This is a genomic window from Streptomyces sp. SCSIO 30461 (assembly GCF_037023745.1).
Classification (GTDB): domain Bacteria; phylum Actinomycetota; class Actinomycetes; order Streptomycetales; family Streptomycetaceae; genus Streptomyces.
In genome coordinates this window covers 5410001-5425148 of record NZ_CP146101.1, presented here as the reverse complement: position 1 = coordinate 5425148, position 15148 = coordinate 5410001, and the positions used below count along the sequence as shown (strand labels likewise).

Below are 15148 nucleotides of genomic sequence, written 5' to 3'. Positions count from 1 at the left end.
GGGACAACTAGTGGGGCATGGAGTGCCGGAACTCGTACTGGAATTGAACGGAAGGACCTGGAGCCTCGATCCGTCCAGGTCGTACACCATCGGGCGTGACCCACAGGGCGACGTGGTGGTCGACGACGCCAGAGTGTCGTGGCGGCACGCCACGATCAGCTGGGACGGCCGGAGTTGGGCCATCCAGGACCACGGAAGCACCAACGGCACCTATGCGCAGGGTCGGCGGATCCACCAGATGGAGGTCGGCCCCGGCTCCGCGGTCCATCTCGGAAACGCCAACGACGGCCCGCGGCTGAATCTGAGCGGTGCGGCGAACGGCGACCGCGGCGCTCGGGGCGCCGTCGCGCAGCAGCCACAGCAGTCCCAGTACGCCGCCCGGCAGGCCGCGGGCCAGGCCCCGGCCCAGCCGCAGTGGCAGCAGGCGCCCCAGGCGACGCCGCAGCAGCACTGGCAGCGGGAGCAGTCCCCGCAGCAGGCGCAGGTGCCGCATCAGCAGTCCCCGCAGACTCCGTATCAGCAGGGCGCCGCATCGTACGGACAGCAGTCCGCGGACCAGGCGCCGCCGGTGTACGGGGACCGCAGCCCCACCACGTTCCACCAGTTCTCGCTCGGTCACGTCATGCGCATCGGCCGTGCCCTGGAGAACGAGCTGGTGGTCTCGGACCTCCAAGTGTCCCGCCACCATGCCGAGTTCCACGCCACGCCGGACGGCCGCTACGAGATCCGCGACCTCGGCTCGCACAACGGCACCTACGTCAACGGCCAGCCGCTGGCGAAGTCCGGCTCCGCGCTCATCGGCCCGAACGACATCGTCGGCATCGGCCACTCCGCCTTCCGGCTGGTGGGCGACCGCCTCGAGGAGTTCGTCGACACCGGTGAGGTCTCTTTCTCCGCCCGTCACCTCACGGTCACCGTCGACGGCGGCAAGCAGATCCTCAAGGACGTCTCCTTCGGCGTCCCCGAGAAGTCCCTGATCGCGGTCATCGGCCCGTCCGGCTCCGGGAAGTCCACCCTGCTCAAGGCGCTCACCGGCTACCGGCCCGCCGACCAGGGCGATGTCCTATACGACAACCGGAACCTCTACAAGCAGTTCGCCGAGCTGCGCCAACGCATCGGCCTGGTGCCGCAGGACGACATCCTCCACAAGGAACTGACCGTCCGCAGCGCCCTCAAGTACGCCGCCAAGCTCCGCTTCCCCGCGGACACCAGTGCCGCCGAGCGCGAGGCGCGTATCGACGAGGTGCTGCGTGAGCTCAAGCTGGACATCCACAAGGGGAAGAAGGTCACCTCACTCTCCGGTGGCCAGCGCAAGCGTGTGTCGGTGGCCCTGGAGCTGCTGACGAAGCCGTCGCTGATATTCCTGGACGAGCCGACATCCGGCCTCGACCCGGGCATGGACCGCGATGTGATGCAGCTGCTGCGAGGTCTGGCCGACGACGGCCGCACCGTCCTGGTCGTCACCCACTCGGTGGCGGAACTGGCGCTGTGCGACAAGCTGCTGGTGATGGCGCCCGGCGGTTCCGTCGCGTACTTCGGGCCGCCGGAGGAGGCGCTGAACTTCTTCGGCTACGACACCTGGGCCGATGTCTTCTCCGCATTCGAGAACTACCGCGACTACGACTGGGCGGGCCGCTGGAAGGGCTCACAGCACTACCAGATGTACGCCGCGGACATCGACGCCGTCGCTCCGCAGTCGGTGAGCATGCCGCCCGCGCAGGCGATCAGACCCCCGAAACCGCAGAGCTGGTTCTCCCAGCTCGGCACGCTGATCCGGCGCTATGTCTCCGTGATCGCCTCCGACCGGGGCTTCCTCGCCCTGATGGTGGCACTGCCCGCCGTACTCGGTGCGGTGAGCCTGCTCATCGACGCGGACAAGGGACTGCTGCCCAACGGGGCGAACGCGCAGGGCAGGATCGTCCCGAACGGCACGGCCACGACCGTGCTGCTGATACTCGCGGTGGGTGCCTGCTTCGCCGGAGCCGCCAACTCGGTCCGTGAGCTGATCAAGGAGCGGGTGATCTATGAGCGCGAGCGTGCGACCGGTCTGTCACGCTCCGCGTATCTGATGTCCAAGGTGATCGTGCTCGGCATGATCACGGTGTTCCAGGGCGCACTGGTCGGTGTGATCGGCTTCTCCAGCCGGGATATCCCCGACGAGGGCCTGGTGCTCGGCTATACCCTCCTGGAGCTCTCGCTGCCTATCATGGCGCTCGGTTTCACCTCCATGATGTTCGGCCTGATCATCTCGGCGCTGGTGAAGACCGCGGAGAAGACGATGCCGCTGCTGGTGATGTTCGCGATCGTCCAGGTCGTATTCACCGGCTGTCTGTTCATTCTGAACGGCACGGTCGGTGTGAACGAGTTCTCGTATCTGATGCCGTCCCGCTGGGCGGTCGCCGCGGCCGGCGCCACGTTGGACTTCAACCGGATCAGCCCCAACCAGGACGACCCCGGCAACACCGACCCCCTCTGGGACCACGAGGTCGGAGCCTGGGTTATGGACATGGCGGCCCTGCTGGCGCTCGGCGCGCTGTGCGGCTTCCTCGTGGCCCGCTTCCTGCGCCGTCACGAGCCCGAGGTCATGCGCAAGTAGGCAGCCGTCCTCCGCCCACGCGGACGCCTGGAGGGCGGCACCCCGACCATGGGGTGCCGCCCTCCAGGCGTGTATGTTACGGGCCTTGCGGCTTTCGTGCGTCCGTCAGTAGGCGCTGTTCACGTTGTCCATCGAGCCGTAGCGGTCGGCCGCGTAGTTGCAGGACGCGACGATGTTGGCGACCGGGTCGTACTGGTCCTTGGCGGTGCCGGGGACGTGGTAAGCGTCGAAGGTGGGCTTGATGATCTGGAGCAGGCCCTTGGACGGGATGCCGTTCTGGGCGTTGATGTCCCAGTTGTTGATGGCCCGGGGGTTGCCGGAGGACTCACGCATGATGTTGCGGTGGATGCCCTCGTAGCTGCCCGGGATGTTGTGCTTCTTCATGATGTCCAGGGCCTCGCGGATCCAGCCGTCCAGGTTGTTCGGGTAGACGGCCTTGCGGACGGCGGCGCGGTTGGCGGCGGCCTCGGCGGCGGCGCGCTTCTTCGCGGCGGCCTTCGCCTTGGCGGCGGCCTGGGCCTCGGCCTTGGCCTTCAGTGCGGCGGCGGTGGCCTTCGTCTTCGCCTGCGCGGCGGCCTGGGTCTGGGCCTGGGCCTGGGCGTCGAGGAAAGCCGACTGGTTGGTGATGCTCGCCTGCAGGGCGGTGGCTTTCGCCGTGTCGACACCGGTGGACCAGGCGCCGTTGGCAGTGGACACGGCCCGCGTCTCGGTTTCGGCCGAAGCGCTGCCCGGGACGAGCGAGAACGCGAGGGCCGAGACGCCAACGGCGGCCACACCGGCGATCGAGATCTTGTGAGTCTTGGACATACGGGCGGAACCGGAAGTGCGGGACGCGAACATGCGAGACGTACCTCTTCGAATAGCGGGAGTCGCGAAAGGCCGGGCGGCTCAGCGCCTTCTCGGCGGCGACGAACGCAATTCTTAGCGGCAGCAAAATGCGGTGGCAAAGATGTGACGTACGATCCTGGTTAGTGGAGCAGGACCCCATAAGTCCGGACAAGTCCCCCAAGAACGCCAGTTCACATGTCCTTTACGTGGCTACTAGTGCGCTTCGTAAGTGACCTGCGCCCTATGCGCGGGCTCACATCGGGCCCCGCTCCACCTTGCAGAGAGTTGCTCAAGCAATCCGGACGGTCATGGGGTCGTCCCGCAGGATGAGGTGCACGTCCCCGAACTCATGCCACAGGTAGCCGTGCTCAAGCGCCTGGGTATACCCGCAGGCCAGCGCCTCCTCGCCGGTAATGGCCGCCAGCATGAGCAGATGGGAGGCCTCGGGCTCGTGCAGTCCCGTCAGCAGCCCGTCCACCGCCCGGACCCCGCGCCCCGGAGTGACCACCAGATCGGTCCAGCCCCTCGCCGCCCGCACCACACCGTCCGGCCCCGCCGCCGACTCCAGGGCCCGAACCGCGGTCGTCCCCACCGCGACGACCCGTCCCCCGCCCGCCCGCGCCGCGTTCACCAGCCATGCGGTCGCCTCGGACACCTCGAAGCGCTCCGGGTACGGAGGCTCGTGTGCCTCGGCCGACGCCACACCCGTGTGCAGTGTCAGCGGAGCGAACTGCACCCCACGCCGCACCAGCTCCATGACCAGGGCTTCGGTGAAGGGGCGGCCCGCACTCGGCATCTCCGCCGATCCCGAGCCGTCCGGAGCGGGCAGCGCGAACACCGTCTGGTGCGCGGTCATCGGCTGGTCACGCTCCGTGTAGCCGTACCGGATCGGCCTGCCGTACCGCCCCATCAGCTTCGTCACGTCCACCGAGGCCGTGGCCCACCACAGCCGTCCGCCCGCCGTGCCACCGCCGGACGCCAGCGGTTCCTCCAGTACGAGAAGCCCACCCCCGGGCAGCCGGATCCGAGCCCCCGCAGGACCACCGGGACGCTGCCGCGTGCTTCCGGCGCCGTCCGGGGTGCGCAGCTCCACCGCCCAGCGCTCACCCCTCCCGTCGAGGCGCGGGCCGGTGCCCAGGTCACCGCGCGTCGAGAAGTGCACGACCAGGCGCTCCGCGCCCAGCCGCCCGTCCACGGCGGCCGGCAGCGTGGGCGAGGTGTTCACCACCAGCACGTCACCCGCCCGCAGTTGCCCGGGCAGCTCGCGGAAGGAGCGGTGCGACACCGCCGTCCCGCGCGACACCAGCAGTCGTACGTCGTCCCTACCGCTGCCGCGGACCTCGGCCGGCACCCGCGCGAGCAGCGCGTCCGGCACCCTGAGACTCTCCAGCACACCCGCTCGGTCCAGCCCGTTCATCCGCCTCACCGTGCCGCCGGCAGCGCGGTCGCCTCGTACCGGCCGCTCGCCGGGCGTTCGTCCAGCAGCCTCAGCAACGCCGGTACTACCGACTCCGGCGCGGGCCGTGCCCCGGCGTCCCCGTCGCCTGGCACCGCGGCCTCGTACAGATCCGTACGCATGTCCCCGGGGTCCACCGCCCAGACCCTCAGTTCCGGCTCCTCGACCGCCAGCACCGCGGTGAGCAGGTCGAGCGCCGCCTTCGACGCCCCGTACCCGCCCCAGGTGGCATAGGCTTCCCGCCCGGCATCCGAACTCACCGCGACAACCGCACCCGGCTCCCCGCCCGGCGCGGTCGTGCGCAGCAGCGGCAGTGCCTGCTGTACCAGTCCGAGCGCCGCCACCACATTGGTCTCCAGCGCCTCCCTCAGCCCGGCCAGTGGCAGCGCCGCCAGCGGGACCAGCGGTTCGGCACCCAGCGCGCTGGCATTGCTCACCAGCAGATCGAGCGATCCCAGCTCCTGCGCCGCCGCCACCAGCTCCCCGCGGTGCCCGGCCCGGGTGACATCCCCGGGCAGCGCCACCACCCGGGTCCCATGGCGCCGCAGCCGCTCGGCCGTCTTCGCCAGCACGGATTCGGTACGCGCGTCGAGCACCAGGTCCCAGCCGCGGCGGGCCAGCGCTTCGGCCAGTGCCCGCCCCAGCCCCTTGGAGGCTCCCGTGATGATCGCTACCGGCATGGCTCCATCCCCTCTGTTCGGTTGCCCTCAGAGTGGCTCCGCGGCCCGGCCGTCCGCGTCGTCCCCGAGGCCCGGCCGTACGGGTACTTCGGCCTAAGTCCCGGGGCCCAGACAACGGCCGTCCGCAGCCCGATACGCACGGTGACCGCACACCGGTACCGTGATCGCATGAGCCATCGACCGCGCTCCGGCCTCGCCGCCGTGAGCACCGCCCTCCTTGAGATGAGCAGGCACCTCGAGGTGCGCGACGTCCTCAAGACGATCGTCGCCTCGGCGCGTGAGCTGCTCGACGCGGAGTACGCGGCACTGGGCGTGCCCGACGACCACGGCGGCTTCGCCCAGTTCGTCGTCGATGGCGTGAGCGACGAGCAGTGGCGGGCGATCGGACCGCTTCCGCGCCAGCACGGGATCCTCGCCGCAATGCTCAGGGACGCGAAACCCGAGCGGCTCGCGGACGTGCGCTTGGACCCCCGCTTCGAGGGCTGGCCGTCGGCCCACCCCGACATGTCCGACTTTCTGGGCCTGCCCGTCAAGGACGGCGACGAGACGATCGGCGCGCTCTTCCTCGCCAACAAGAGATGTCCCAAGCCTCCCGGCAGGAGAGGGGAGACCTGCGGGTTCACCGAGGAGGACGAGGAACTGCTCGCGATCCTGGCCCAACACGCGGCGATCGCTCTCACCAACGCCCGCCTCTACGAGCGCAGCCGCGAGCTCACCATCGCCGAGGAGCGCTCCAGACTGGCCCATGAGCTGCACGACGCGGTGAGCCAGAAGCTCTTTTCGCTACGGCTGACCGCCCAGGCAGCGGCCGCACTGGTGGACCGCGACCCGCTCCGGGCCAAGGGCGAGCTCCAGCAGGTGGCGGGGCTCGCCGCCGAGGCCGCCGACGAGCTGCGGGCGGCGGTGGTCGAGCTGCGCCCCGCGGCACTGGACGAGGACGGGCTCGTCAATACTCTCCGTACACAGATCCAGGTGCTCGACCGCGCCCACACCGCCCGCGTCACCTTCGAGGCACAGGGAGTGCGCGCCCTGCCCGCGTCCCAGGAGGAGGCCCTCCTGCGGGTCGCGCAGGAAGCCCTGCACAACGCGCTGCGCCACTCGGGCGCTGAGCGGGTCGCGGTCAGCCTGTGCCGCAAGGGGCAGGGGGCGGTGCTCAGCGTCACGGACGACGGCAGCGGCTTCGAGCCGGCGTCGGTGCGCAGGGCGGGGCGGCACCTCGGTCTGGTCTCGATGCGCGACCGGGCCGGTGGCGTCGGCGGCACACTCACGGTGGAATCGGCGCCCGGAGAGGGCACCGCGATCGAGATGGAGGTCCCCGGTGGGTGACAAGGGAATCCGCGTGCTGCTCGTGGACGATCACCAGGTCGTCCGCCGGGGTCTGCGCACCTTCCTCGAGGTGCAGGACGACATCGAGGTGGTGGGGGAGGCCGCCGACGGCGCCGAGGGTGTGGAGCAGGCCCAGGAACTGTGCCCTGACGTCGTGCTGATGGACGTGAAGATGCCGGGCATGGACGGGATCGAGGCCCTGCGCCGGCTGCGCGCCCTGGACAACCCGGTGAAGGTGCTGGTGGTCACGAGCTTCATGGAGCGGCGCACCGTGATCCCGGCGCTTCGCGCGGGTGCCTCCGGCTATGTGTACAAGGACATCGATCCGGATGCCCTGGCCGGTGCCGTCCGCTCCGTGTACGCGGGGCATGTACTGCTCCAGCCCGAGGTGGCCGACGTGCTGCTCTCGGAGGACGAGCCAGGCACGGGGCAGGGGAGGGGCACCTCGCTCACCGAGCGGGAGCGCGAGGTGCTCGCGCTGATCGCCGACGGTCGCTCCAACCGCGAGATAGCACGCGCGCTGGTCCTCTCGGAGAAGACGGTGAAGACCCATGTGTCGAACATTCTGATGAAGCTGGATCTGGCAGACCGTACACAGGCGGCGCTCTGGGCCGTACGCCATGGACTCAGCAGCTGATCAGAACGTTTCGGCAGGTCATGGAGCCGCTTCCGGTGACGGTTGCTGACCGGTCCGAGATTCATACCGTCGTGTGTATGTCGCCCATATGGCGTATCCGAAAGCGTTCGGTCGGCGTTCTCCAGTGCGTGCTGCGCTGAACGTCGCAGCCCATGACCAGGAGGAAGCAGAAGTGAAGAACCTGAAGAAGGCCGCCGTTGTCACCATGGTCGCCGGTGGACTGCTCGCCGCCGGCGCTGGTGCCGCGTCCGCGACCAGCGCGCATGCGGACGGCCGCGCGGTCAACTCCCCGGGCGTCGGCTCCGGCAACCTGGTCCAGGTCCCGGTCCACGTCCCGGTCAACGTCGTCGGCAACACCGTCAATGTCATCGGTGCGCTCAACCCGGCCTTCGGCAACGTAGGCGTCAACGGCTGACCAGACGCCGCGAGCCGCAACTGAGCCACGAGTCGACCCGCGCCGCCGCGCGGCCCGGGTCGACTCGTCCGCCGTCGGGGCACTCACGCCTCCCCGCGACGCTCCGACTCCTCCACGTAGGCGTTGTACGCCGCGACCTGCGCGCGCCGCGCCACCCGTTCCACCGGCCGCAATGCCTCGCCGCGCGCCGCCATCTCCGAAGCGCTCACGGCACCGCCGTGCCCGTTCTCGTACGCCAGCGAGACCAGCAGCTCGACCCGCTGCGCCAGCTCGAGCACCCGTACCGCGCGGGGCGGATACCCGGGCGCCAGCACATCCCGCCCCGCACCCGCCTCGGCCCGCGCCCGGTAGGCGTCCAGCGCCGCATCGGCCACCGGGCCGGACCCCGCGACGTCCAGGCGCGACAGCACCGCCGTCGCCTCCCGCATCGCCTCCGCCAGCTCGCGTTCGGCCTCGCCCAGCGACGGAACGTCAGCGGGCGGGGCATCACGTACCTGAAGACAGTGCCAGACCACCCGCACATGGGTGTCTCCGGCGGGCCCCACCTCGTGCACGTCCGGTACGATCCCGTACGCCGCCCCATGGCCGACGACAGCCTCTTCCGCCTCAAGGGCCCGCGCGTTGAACGCGGGGGGGCCGCTGAGTCCCAGCGGATGCCCCGGTGCGGGCAGCGCGACCCGGAAGCCCGTCACACCGAGGCCGCGCAGCCGTCCCAGCGCCAGGCTGAGTCCGACCGGCCCCGGCTCGTCCGGCAGCCCCTCCACACGGTGCACCGCGTCGTCCCCGACGATCGCGTGCACCGCGTCATCGGGTGATACAAAACCGGCCAACAGGGCATTTCCCCATGCGGCCAGTCGTCCTGAGCGTGGTTCCGAAAGCATGGACCCAGCCTAGGTATCGGACCGGGCCGTCGGGGGACCCGGCTGGTGGCGTAGGTTTTCCCTGGGAGCCTCGCCCGCGGGCACACCGGACTCCCGGGACCTCTCGACGATTGCATGGGGAGACAACGCGCTCATGAGCGATGTACTGGAGCTGGTGGACGTATCCGTGGTCCGCGACGGACGCGCTCTGGTGGACGACGTCTCCTGGTCGGTCAAGGAAGGCGAGCGCTGGGTGATCCTCGGCCCCAACGGCGCCGGCAAGACCACCCTGCTCAACATCGCTTCCAGCTACCTCTTCCCCACCACCGGCAGCACGACCATCCTCGGTGACCGCCTCGGCAAGGTGGACGTCTTCGAGCTGCGCCCGCGCATCGGCATGGCCGGCATCGCGATGGCCGAAAAACTCCCCAAGCGCCAGACGGTGCTCCAGACCGTGCTCACCGCCGCCTACGGAATGACCGCCAGCTGGCACGAGGACTACGACGCCGTCGACGAGCAGCGCGCCCGCGCCTTCCTCGACCGCCTCGGCATGTCGGACTACCTGGGCCGCAGGTTCGGTACCCTCTCCGAAGGCGAGCGCAAGCGCACCCTCATCGCCCGCGCCCTGATGACCGACCCCGAACTGCTACTGCTGGACGAGCCCGCCGCGGGGCTCGACCTCGGCGGCCGGGAGGACCTGGTCCGCCGACTCGGCCGACTCGCCAGGGACCCGCTGGCGCCCTCCATGATCATGGTGACCCACCATGTCGAGGAGATCGCACCCGGATTCACCCACGTGATGATGATCCGCCAGGGCAAGGTGGTCACCGCAGGTCCGATGGAGACCGAACTGACCTCCCGCAACCTCTCCCGCTGCTTCGGCCTGCCGCTCATCGTCGAGCGCAACGGCGAGCGCTGGAGCGCTCAGGGGCTCCCGCTCGGCCAGTGACCCGCAGACCCCGGACCGAGCCCCAACAGTCGGGCCCGCGCGCCCTGTCGGCGGGGCCGCAGTCGACCTACCATGCCTGTGTGGACATCGACGCATGGGTGTGGTGGCTCATCGCCGCGGTGGGACTCGGCATCCCACTCGTGCTCACCGCCATGCCCGAATTCGGCATGCTCTCCGCCGGAGCCGTCGCGGGAGCCGTCACCGCGGTACTCGGCTTCGGCGTGGTCGCCCAAGTGTGCGTGTTCGCCGCGGTGTCGGTCGCGCTCATCGCGGTCGTCCGCCCCATCGCGGCCCGCCACGGCTCACAGCGGCCCCAACTGGCCACCGGCATCGATGCCTTGAAAGGTCGTCAGGCCGTCGTCCTGGAACGGGTGGACGGCGACGGCGGGCGCATCAAGCTCGCGGGGGAGATCTGGTCGGCACGTTCCCTCGACACGGGGCGTGCCTTCGAACCCGGCGAGCAGGTCGACGTGGTCGAGATCGACGGTGCCACCGCCGTGGTCATCTGACCACACGTCAGCGTCAAGTGACGGAACGGGTCCCATCACCCCCCGCGGTCTGGGAAACTCGATCATCAGAATCATCCGGCAGCGAAGGGCACGGGGAGCACGATGCCATCGATCATCATCGTCCTGGTCATTCTGGTGGTGCTTGTCTTCATCGCCTTGATCAAGACGATCCAGGTCATCCCGCAGGCCAGTGCCGCCATCGTCGAACGCTTCGGCCGCTACACCCGTACGCTCAACGCGGGACTGAACATCGTGGTGCCGTTCATCGACTCGATCCGCAACCGGATCGACCTCCGTGAACAGGTCGTCCCCTTCCCGCCCCAGCCGGTGATCACCCAGGACAACCTCGTCGTCAATATCGACACCGTCATCTACTACCAGGTGACGGACGCCAGGGCGGCGACCTACGAAGTCGCCAGCTACATCCAGGCGATCGAGCAGCTCACCGTGACCACGCTGCGCAACATCATCGGCGGCATGGACCTGGAGCGGACCCTGACCTCCCGAGAGGAGATCAACGCGGCCCTGCGCGGCGTCCTCGACGAGGCCACCGGCAAGTGGGGCATCCGCGTCAACCGGGTCGAGCTCAAGGCCATCGAACCACCCACCTCCATCCAGGACTCGATGGAGAAGCAGATGCGCGCCGACCGTGACAAGCGCGCCGCGATCCTCACCGCGGAAGGCATCCGCCAGTCGCAGATCCTCACCGCCGAGGGTGAGAAGCAGTCCGCGATCCTGCGCGCCGAAGGTGAGGCCAAAGCAGCCGCCCTGCGCGCCGAGGGCGAGGCCCAGGCGATCCGCACCGTCTTCGAGTCCATCCACGCCGGTGACCCCGACCAGAAGCTGCTCTCGTACCAGTACCTCCAGATGCTGCCGAAGATCGCCGAAGGCGACGCCAACAAGCTCTGGATCGTGCCCAGCGAGATCGGCGACGCGCTCAAGGGCCTCTCCGGCGCCATCGGCAGCTTCGGCGGCCCGCTCACCGGAAACCACAACAGCGGAAACGGCAACGGCGGCAACATTCCGCCGCAGAGCGGCACGGAGCGACGCGAGCAGCCCCCGATCGACTGACGCGCACAGGCGGTCGGGCATGATCGGTGCGGCCCCTCGACCTTCATGGCGGGGAGGCGACACCTGATCATGTGAGGAGATGGCCTTGTCCATCTGGGAAGTACTCGCGGTCTTCGCCGCCGGTACGGCAGCAGGCACGATCAATACCATCGTCGGCTCGGGAACGCTCATCACGTTCCCGGTCCTTCTCGCCGCCGGACTGCCTCCTGTCACCGCCACCGTCTCGAACGCCATCGGACTGATACCGGGATCGATCAGCGGAGCCATCGGCTACCGCGAGGAACTCACCGGGCAGCGCCGCCGCGTCCTGCGCCTCGGACTCGCCTCACTCATCGGCGGGCTCGGCGGGGCGATGCTCCTGCTCCTGTTGCCGTCCACCGCCTTCGAGACCATCGTCCCCGCCCTGGTCGCGCTCGCCCTCGTCCTGGTGATCCTCCAGCCCCGGATCTCCGCGGCCGTCCAGCGCCGCAGGGAACGGGACACCACCGCTCAGCCGCACCCCGACGGAGGCCCGCTCCTCTTCGTCGCCCTGATGCTCGCCAGCGTCTACGGCGGCTACTTCACGGCCGCCCAGGGGGTCATCTACCTTTCCCTGCTGGGCATCCTGCTGGACGACACCCTCCAACGCCTCAACGCCGTGAAGAACGCCCTCGCCGCGGTCGTCAACAGCGTTGCGGCAATGTTCTTCGTGTTCGCCGCCGACATCGACTGGACCGCCGTCCTGCTGATCGCCATCGGCTCCACCATCGGCGGCCAGATCGGTGCCAAGGTCGGCCGGAAGCTCTCGCCCGTGATGCTGCGGACCGTGATCGTCATCGTCGGCACAGCCGCCATCGTCCAACTGCTGCTGCGCTGACTACGCACGGCCGCCGACACGCGTAAGCCCGCCTCCACGAGAAGGCGGGCTTACGCACCGGCATCGTTGCGTGACGTTCCTATGCCGCGGCGGATCGGACGCCCGGCTGTGCCCCGTGCTGAGTCAGCCACTCCGGCAGCTCCGAGCGCTCACCAGCCCGCAGAGTCAGCAGCATCGCGTCCGCCGGAGTCGGCACGAAAGGCTGATGCAGCAACGGCATGCCCGCCTGCTCGGGCGTACGGTCCGCCTTGCGGTGGTTGTCCTCGGCACAGGACGCCACCGTGTTCAGCCAGCTGTCCGAGCCACCCCGGGAACGCGGCACCACGTGGTCCACCGTCGTGGCCCGTCTACCGCAGTACGCACACCGGTGCTGGTCCCTGACCAGCACACCCCTCCGCGACCACGGCGCCTGTCTTCGGAACGGCACCCGTACGTATCTGCACAGCCTGATCACCCGCGGCACGGGTAGCTCCACCGCCGCGGCACGCACTCGGAGCGCGGGGTGGGCCTGCTCGACGACGGCCTTGTCCTGCAGCACCAGCACCACCGCACGGTTCAGCGTCACCGTCGACAGTGGCTCGAAGCTCGCGTTCAGTACCAGCGTGTCCCGCATTGGCCCCACCTCCCGTGTGCCGGCCCGGCCCTTCCGGCGGGCTCTGGGCTGGGATCAACTCTGGCCGGGCACGCCGCGATGGACAACGCAATATCCGCGTACAACGAAAGATGCCCGCTCCTGATCTCTTCCAAGACCAGGAGCGGGCAAACAGCAGGCGAAGCCTGAGATACCGGCTCGGGCTACTCGCCCTTGGCCTCGTACTCACCGATGAGCTGGGCACGCCCCAACGTATGGAAGCGCAGATTGAAGCCCACCACCGCCGGAGACGCATCGTCACCAGGACCCAGCTTCTCCTGGTCCACGGCGTACACCGTGAACACATAGCGATGCGGTCCGTCCCCGGGCGGCGGCGCGGCCCCGCCGAAGTCCTTCGACCCGTAGTCGTTGCGGACATGGACCGCGCCGGCCGGCAGGCCGTCGAAGTCTCCGCTGCCCGCGCCCTCGGGAAGCCCGGTCACCGACGACGGGATGTCGAACAACACCCAGTGCCAGAACCCGCTGCCCGTCGGCGCGTCCGGATCGAAGCACGTCACCGCGAAACTCTTCGTCTCCGCGGGGAAGCCCTCCCAGCGCAGGGCGGGCGATGTGTTGCCACCCGAGTAGACCTGGGCGTCCTTGAGGAAGGCTCCTGGCTCGACATCGGGACTCGTCACGGTGAACGACGGCACCGCCGGGTGGAAGTCATGAGGCAGTGGGGCCCTTTTCGCCTCGGTCACGTCTGAACCTCCGAATAGGCGTTCCTGCGCGTTTTTGCGCTTACCGAACCCGAGCCTAGAACCAGTTGCGCCGACCGCCGACATCGGCGAGCCACTGGTTCAGGTAGGCGGCGTAATCCGTCCCCTGGAAGTTGTGCAGGTCCACCTGGAAAGAACGGAAGGAGTCGCTGCCCTCGCTGAACAGCCCCGGCTTCTTGTCCATCTCCAGCACCACGTCCATCTCCCGGCCGTCCGCGACGAACGTCAGCTCGACCTGGTTCAGTCCCCGGTACTGGGACGGCGGGAAGAACTCGATCTCCTGGTAGAAGGGGAGCCGCTGCCGCGTCCCACGGATGTGACCGCGCTCCATGTCCGCGCTCTTGAAGCGGAAGCCGAGCTGGATGAACGCGTCGAGGATCGCCTGCTGAGCCGGAAGCGGATGGACATGGATCGGGTCCAGGTCGCCGGAGTCCACGGCGCGCGCGATCTCCAGCTCCGTGGTCACACCGATGTTCATCCCGCGCAGCTGCTGGCCGGCGATGGTCGTGACCGGCGTCTCCCAGGGGATCTCGAGTCCGAACGGGACCACGTGCACCGCACCGGCCTTCAGCTCGAAGGCACCGCCGAGCCGCTGCTTGGTGAACTCGATGTCCTGCTTCATCTCCTGGTCGCCGCCCTCGACCTCGACGCGCGCCTGGAGACCGACGGACAGCCCTTCGATCTGCTGGTCGACGGAACCACCCTGGATCCGCACCTCGCCCTGCACCACACCGCCGGGGACGACGTTCGCCTCCGTCAGCTCGGTCTCCACGGACGCCCCACCGGCGCCCAGACTCGCGAGCAGCTTCTTGAAGCCCATACTCCTACCTCCCTTGGTCCTGACCTCTACATACGCCCGACGACGGTAACCGGTTCCCGGGGCGAAGCCGGCGGGTACCCTCGGGCGCCATGCCCGACACCCCTGACCGCACGTCGACGACCCGGCGGTTCCTCGGCCGCCCGGTCACCGATGTCGCCCCCGATCCCCTCGGCCGCACACTGGTACGCCGGACCGACGACGGCCCGACCACGCTGCGGTTGACAGGGCCGGAGGCGTACGCCGGTGAAGCCGACCCGGCCTCGCACGCCGACTGGGGCCGCACGGCCCGGAACACGATGACGTCCGGTCCGCCCGGTCAGGCGCACGGCCACTTCACCCACGGCATGCCAAGGCGGTCGACATGAAGGCGGCTCTCCTCGCCCATCCCGCCGAAGAGGTCGCCCCCAGACTGCTCGGGACCGTCCTCACCTGCGAGACCCCTGAGGGAACCGTGAGCATCGCCATCACGGAGACCGAGGCGTACTCCGGAACGGCTGACCCGGCTTCCCATGCCTACCGCGGCCGGACACCCCGTAACGCCGTCATGTTCGGACCCGCAGGACACCTGTACGTCTACCGGTCCCACGGCCTCCACTGGTGCGCCAACGTCGTCACCGGGACGGACGGTATCGCCTCGGCTGTCCTGATCAGGGCAGGCAGGGTCATCGAGGGGGAAGACCTGGCACGCGTACGACGAGGAGAGAGGATCGAGAGTCCGCGGCTTGCCCGAGGTCCGGGGAACCTCTGCCAGGCGCTCGGCGTCACCGGAGAGCACAACGGCGCAGACCTGCTGAC

Annotated in this window: 17 protein-coding genes (1 of these 17 only partly in view); 10 read left to right on the top strand and 7 right to left on the bottom strand. The window is 69.2% G+C overall.

Going from position 1 to position 15148, the window contains the following annotated elements; genetic code table 11:
* The first annotated feature begins 22 nt into the window (after positions 1-22).
* Positions 23-2596, top strand: coding sequence for an FHA domain-containing protein (locus V1460_RS24260; protein ID WP_338675725.1), 2574 nt, complete (start codon positions 23-25; stop codon positions 2594-2596).
* Between the two features lie 105 nt (positions 2597-2701).
* Here V1460_RS24260 and V1460_RS24255 read toward each other — a convergent pair whose 3' ends face one another.
* From V1460_RS24255 to V1460_RS24245, 3 genes are all read right to left on the bottom strand, one after another.
* Positions 2702-3436, bottom strand: a complete 735-nt coding sequence (locus V1460_RS24255) for a transglycosylase SLT domain-containing protein (protein WP_338675724.1) — start codon at positions 3434-3436, stop codon at positions 2702-2704.
* Between the two features lie 277 nt (positions 3437-3713).
* The gene (locus tag V1460_RS24250; RefSeq protein WP_338675723.1) at positions 3714-4841 is read right to left on the bottom strand and encodes an S-adenosylmethionine:tRNA ribosyltransferase-isomerase; all 1128 of its coding nucleotides are present in this window, start codon (positions 4839-4841) and stop codon (positions 3714-3716) included.
* A 5-nt stretch (positions 4842-4846) separates the two neighbouring features.
* On the bottom strand, positions 4847-5560 hold the full coding sequence (locus V1460_RS24245; RefSeq protein WP_338675722.1) for an SDR family NAD(P)-dependent oxidoreductase: 714 nt from the start codon (positions 5558-5560) through the stop codon (positions 4847-4849).
* 168 nt (positions 5561-5728) lie between these two features.
* On the opposite strand from V1460_RS24245, the gene V1460_RS24240 reads away from it, so the two are divergent.
* From V1460_RS24240 to V1460_RS24230, 3 genes are all read left to right on the top strand, one after another.
* Positions 5729-6886 carry a GAF domain-containing sensor histidine kinase gene (locus tag V1460_RS24240; protein WP_338675721.1) on the top strand — a complete coding sequence of 386 codons (1158 nt, stop codon included), beginning with the start codon at positions 5729-5731 and terminating at the stop codon, positions 6884-6886.
* Entirely contained in the window at positions 6879-7523 is a 645-nt protein-coding gene (locus tag V1460_RS24235) for a response regulator transcription factor (protein WP_338675720.1), read from the top strand. Before V1460_RS24240 ends, V1460_RS24235 begins: the two co-directional genes overlap by 8 nt.
* A 172-nt stretch (positions 7524-7695) precedes the next feature.
* On the top strand, positions 7696-7938 hold the full coding sequence (locus tag V1460_RS24230) for a chaplin family protein (protein WP_338675719.1): 243 nt from the start codon (positions 7696-7698) through the stop codon (positions 7936-7938).
* Between the two features lie 83 nt (positions 7939-8021).
* Here the strand turns inward: V1460_RS24230 and V1460_RS24225 are convergent, their stop codons facing one another.
* Positions 8022-8819 carry a hypothetical protein gene (locus tag V1460_RS24225; protein ID WP_338675718.1) on the bottom strand — a complete coding sequence of 266 codons (798 nt, stop codon included), beginning with the start codon at positions 8817-8819 and terminating at the stop codon, positions 8022-8024.
* Positions 8820-8952: 133 nt separating this feature from the next.
* Between V1460_RS24225 and V1460_RS24220 the strand changes: the two genes are divergently transcribed.
* The 4 genes from V1460_RS24220 (at position 8953) to V1460_RS24205 (ending at position 12183) form a co-directional block, all read left to right on the top strand.
* Positions 8953-9747, top strand: a complete 795-nt coding sequence (locus V1460_RS24220; protein WP_338675717.1) for an ABC transporter ATP-binding protein — start codon at positions 8953-8955, stop codon at positions 9745-9747.
* Positions 9748-9827: 80 nt separating this feature from the next.
* On the top strand, positions 9828-10256 hold the full coding sequence (locus tag V1460_RS24215) for an NfeD family protein (protein ID WP_338675716.1): 429 nt from the start codon (positions 9828-9830) through the stop codon (positions 10254-10256).
* 102 nt (positions 10257-10358) lie between these two features.
* Positions 10359-11327: an SPFH domain-containing protein gene (locus V1460_RS24210; RefSeq protein WP_338675715.1), complete on the top strand. Its 969-nt coding sequence runs from the start codon at positions 10359-10361 to the stop codon at positions 11325-11327.
* Between the two features lie 85 nt (positions 11328-11412).
* Positions 11413-12183 carry a sulfite exporter TauE/SafE family protein gene (locus V1460_RS24205; RefSeq protein ID WP_338675714.1) on the top strand — a complete coding sequence of 257 codons (771 nt, stop codon included), beginning with the start codon at positions 11413-11415 and terminating at the stop codon, positions 12181-12183.
* Positions 12184-12262: 79 nt separating this feature from the next.
* Here the strand turns inward: V1460_RS24205 and V1460_RS24200 are convergent, their stop codons facing one another.
* The 3 genes from V1460_RS24200 to V1460_RS24190 all read right to left on the bottom strand — a co-directional run bounded on the left by V1460_RS24200 (position 12263) and on the right by V1460_RS24190 (position 14353).
* Positions 12263-12796: an HNH endonuclease gene (locus V1460_RS24200; protein WP_338675713.1), complete on the bottom strand. Its 534-nt coding sequence runs from the start codon at positions 12794-12796 to the stop codon at positions 12263-12265.
* Positions 12797-12978: 182 nt separating this feature from the next.
* Entirely contained in the window at positions 12979-13515 is a 537-nt protein-coding gene (locus V1460_RS24195) for a YbhB/YbcL family Raf kinase inhibitor-like protein (RefSeq protein WP_338675712.1), read from the bottom strand.
* Positions 13516-13570: 55 nt separating this feature from the next.
* Entirely contained in the window at positions 13571-14353 is a 783-nt protein-coding gene (locus V1460_RS24190; RefSeq protein WP_338675711.1) for a sporulation protein, read from the bottom strand.
* A gap of 89 nt (positions 14354-14442) precedes the next feature.
* Here V1460_RS24190 and V1460_RS24185 point away from each other — a divergent pair, with 89 nt between their 5' ends.
* Complete coding sequence (locus V1460_RS24185) at positions 14443-14718, top strand: DNA-3-methyladenine glycosylase (RefSeq protein WP_407077518.1); 276 nt, start codon at positions 14443-14445, stop codon at positions 14716-14718.
* Positions 14715-15148 carry the 5' portion of a DNA-3-methyladenine glycosylase gene (locus tag V1460_RS24180; RefSeq protein ID WP_338675710.1) on the top strand. Its footprint extends 178 nt past the window's final position, so only the first 434 of its 612 coding nucleotides appear in the window; the start codon lies at positions 14715-14717; its stop codon lies beyond the right edge, outside the window. Before V1460_RS24185 ends, V1460_RS24180 begins: the two co-directional genes overlap by 4 nt.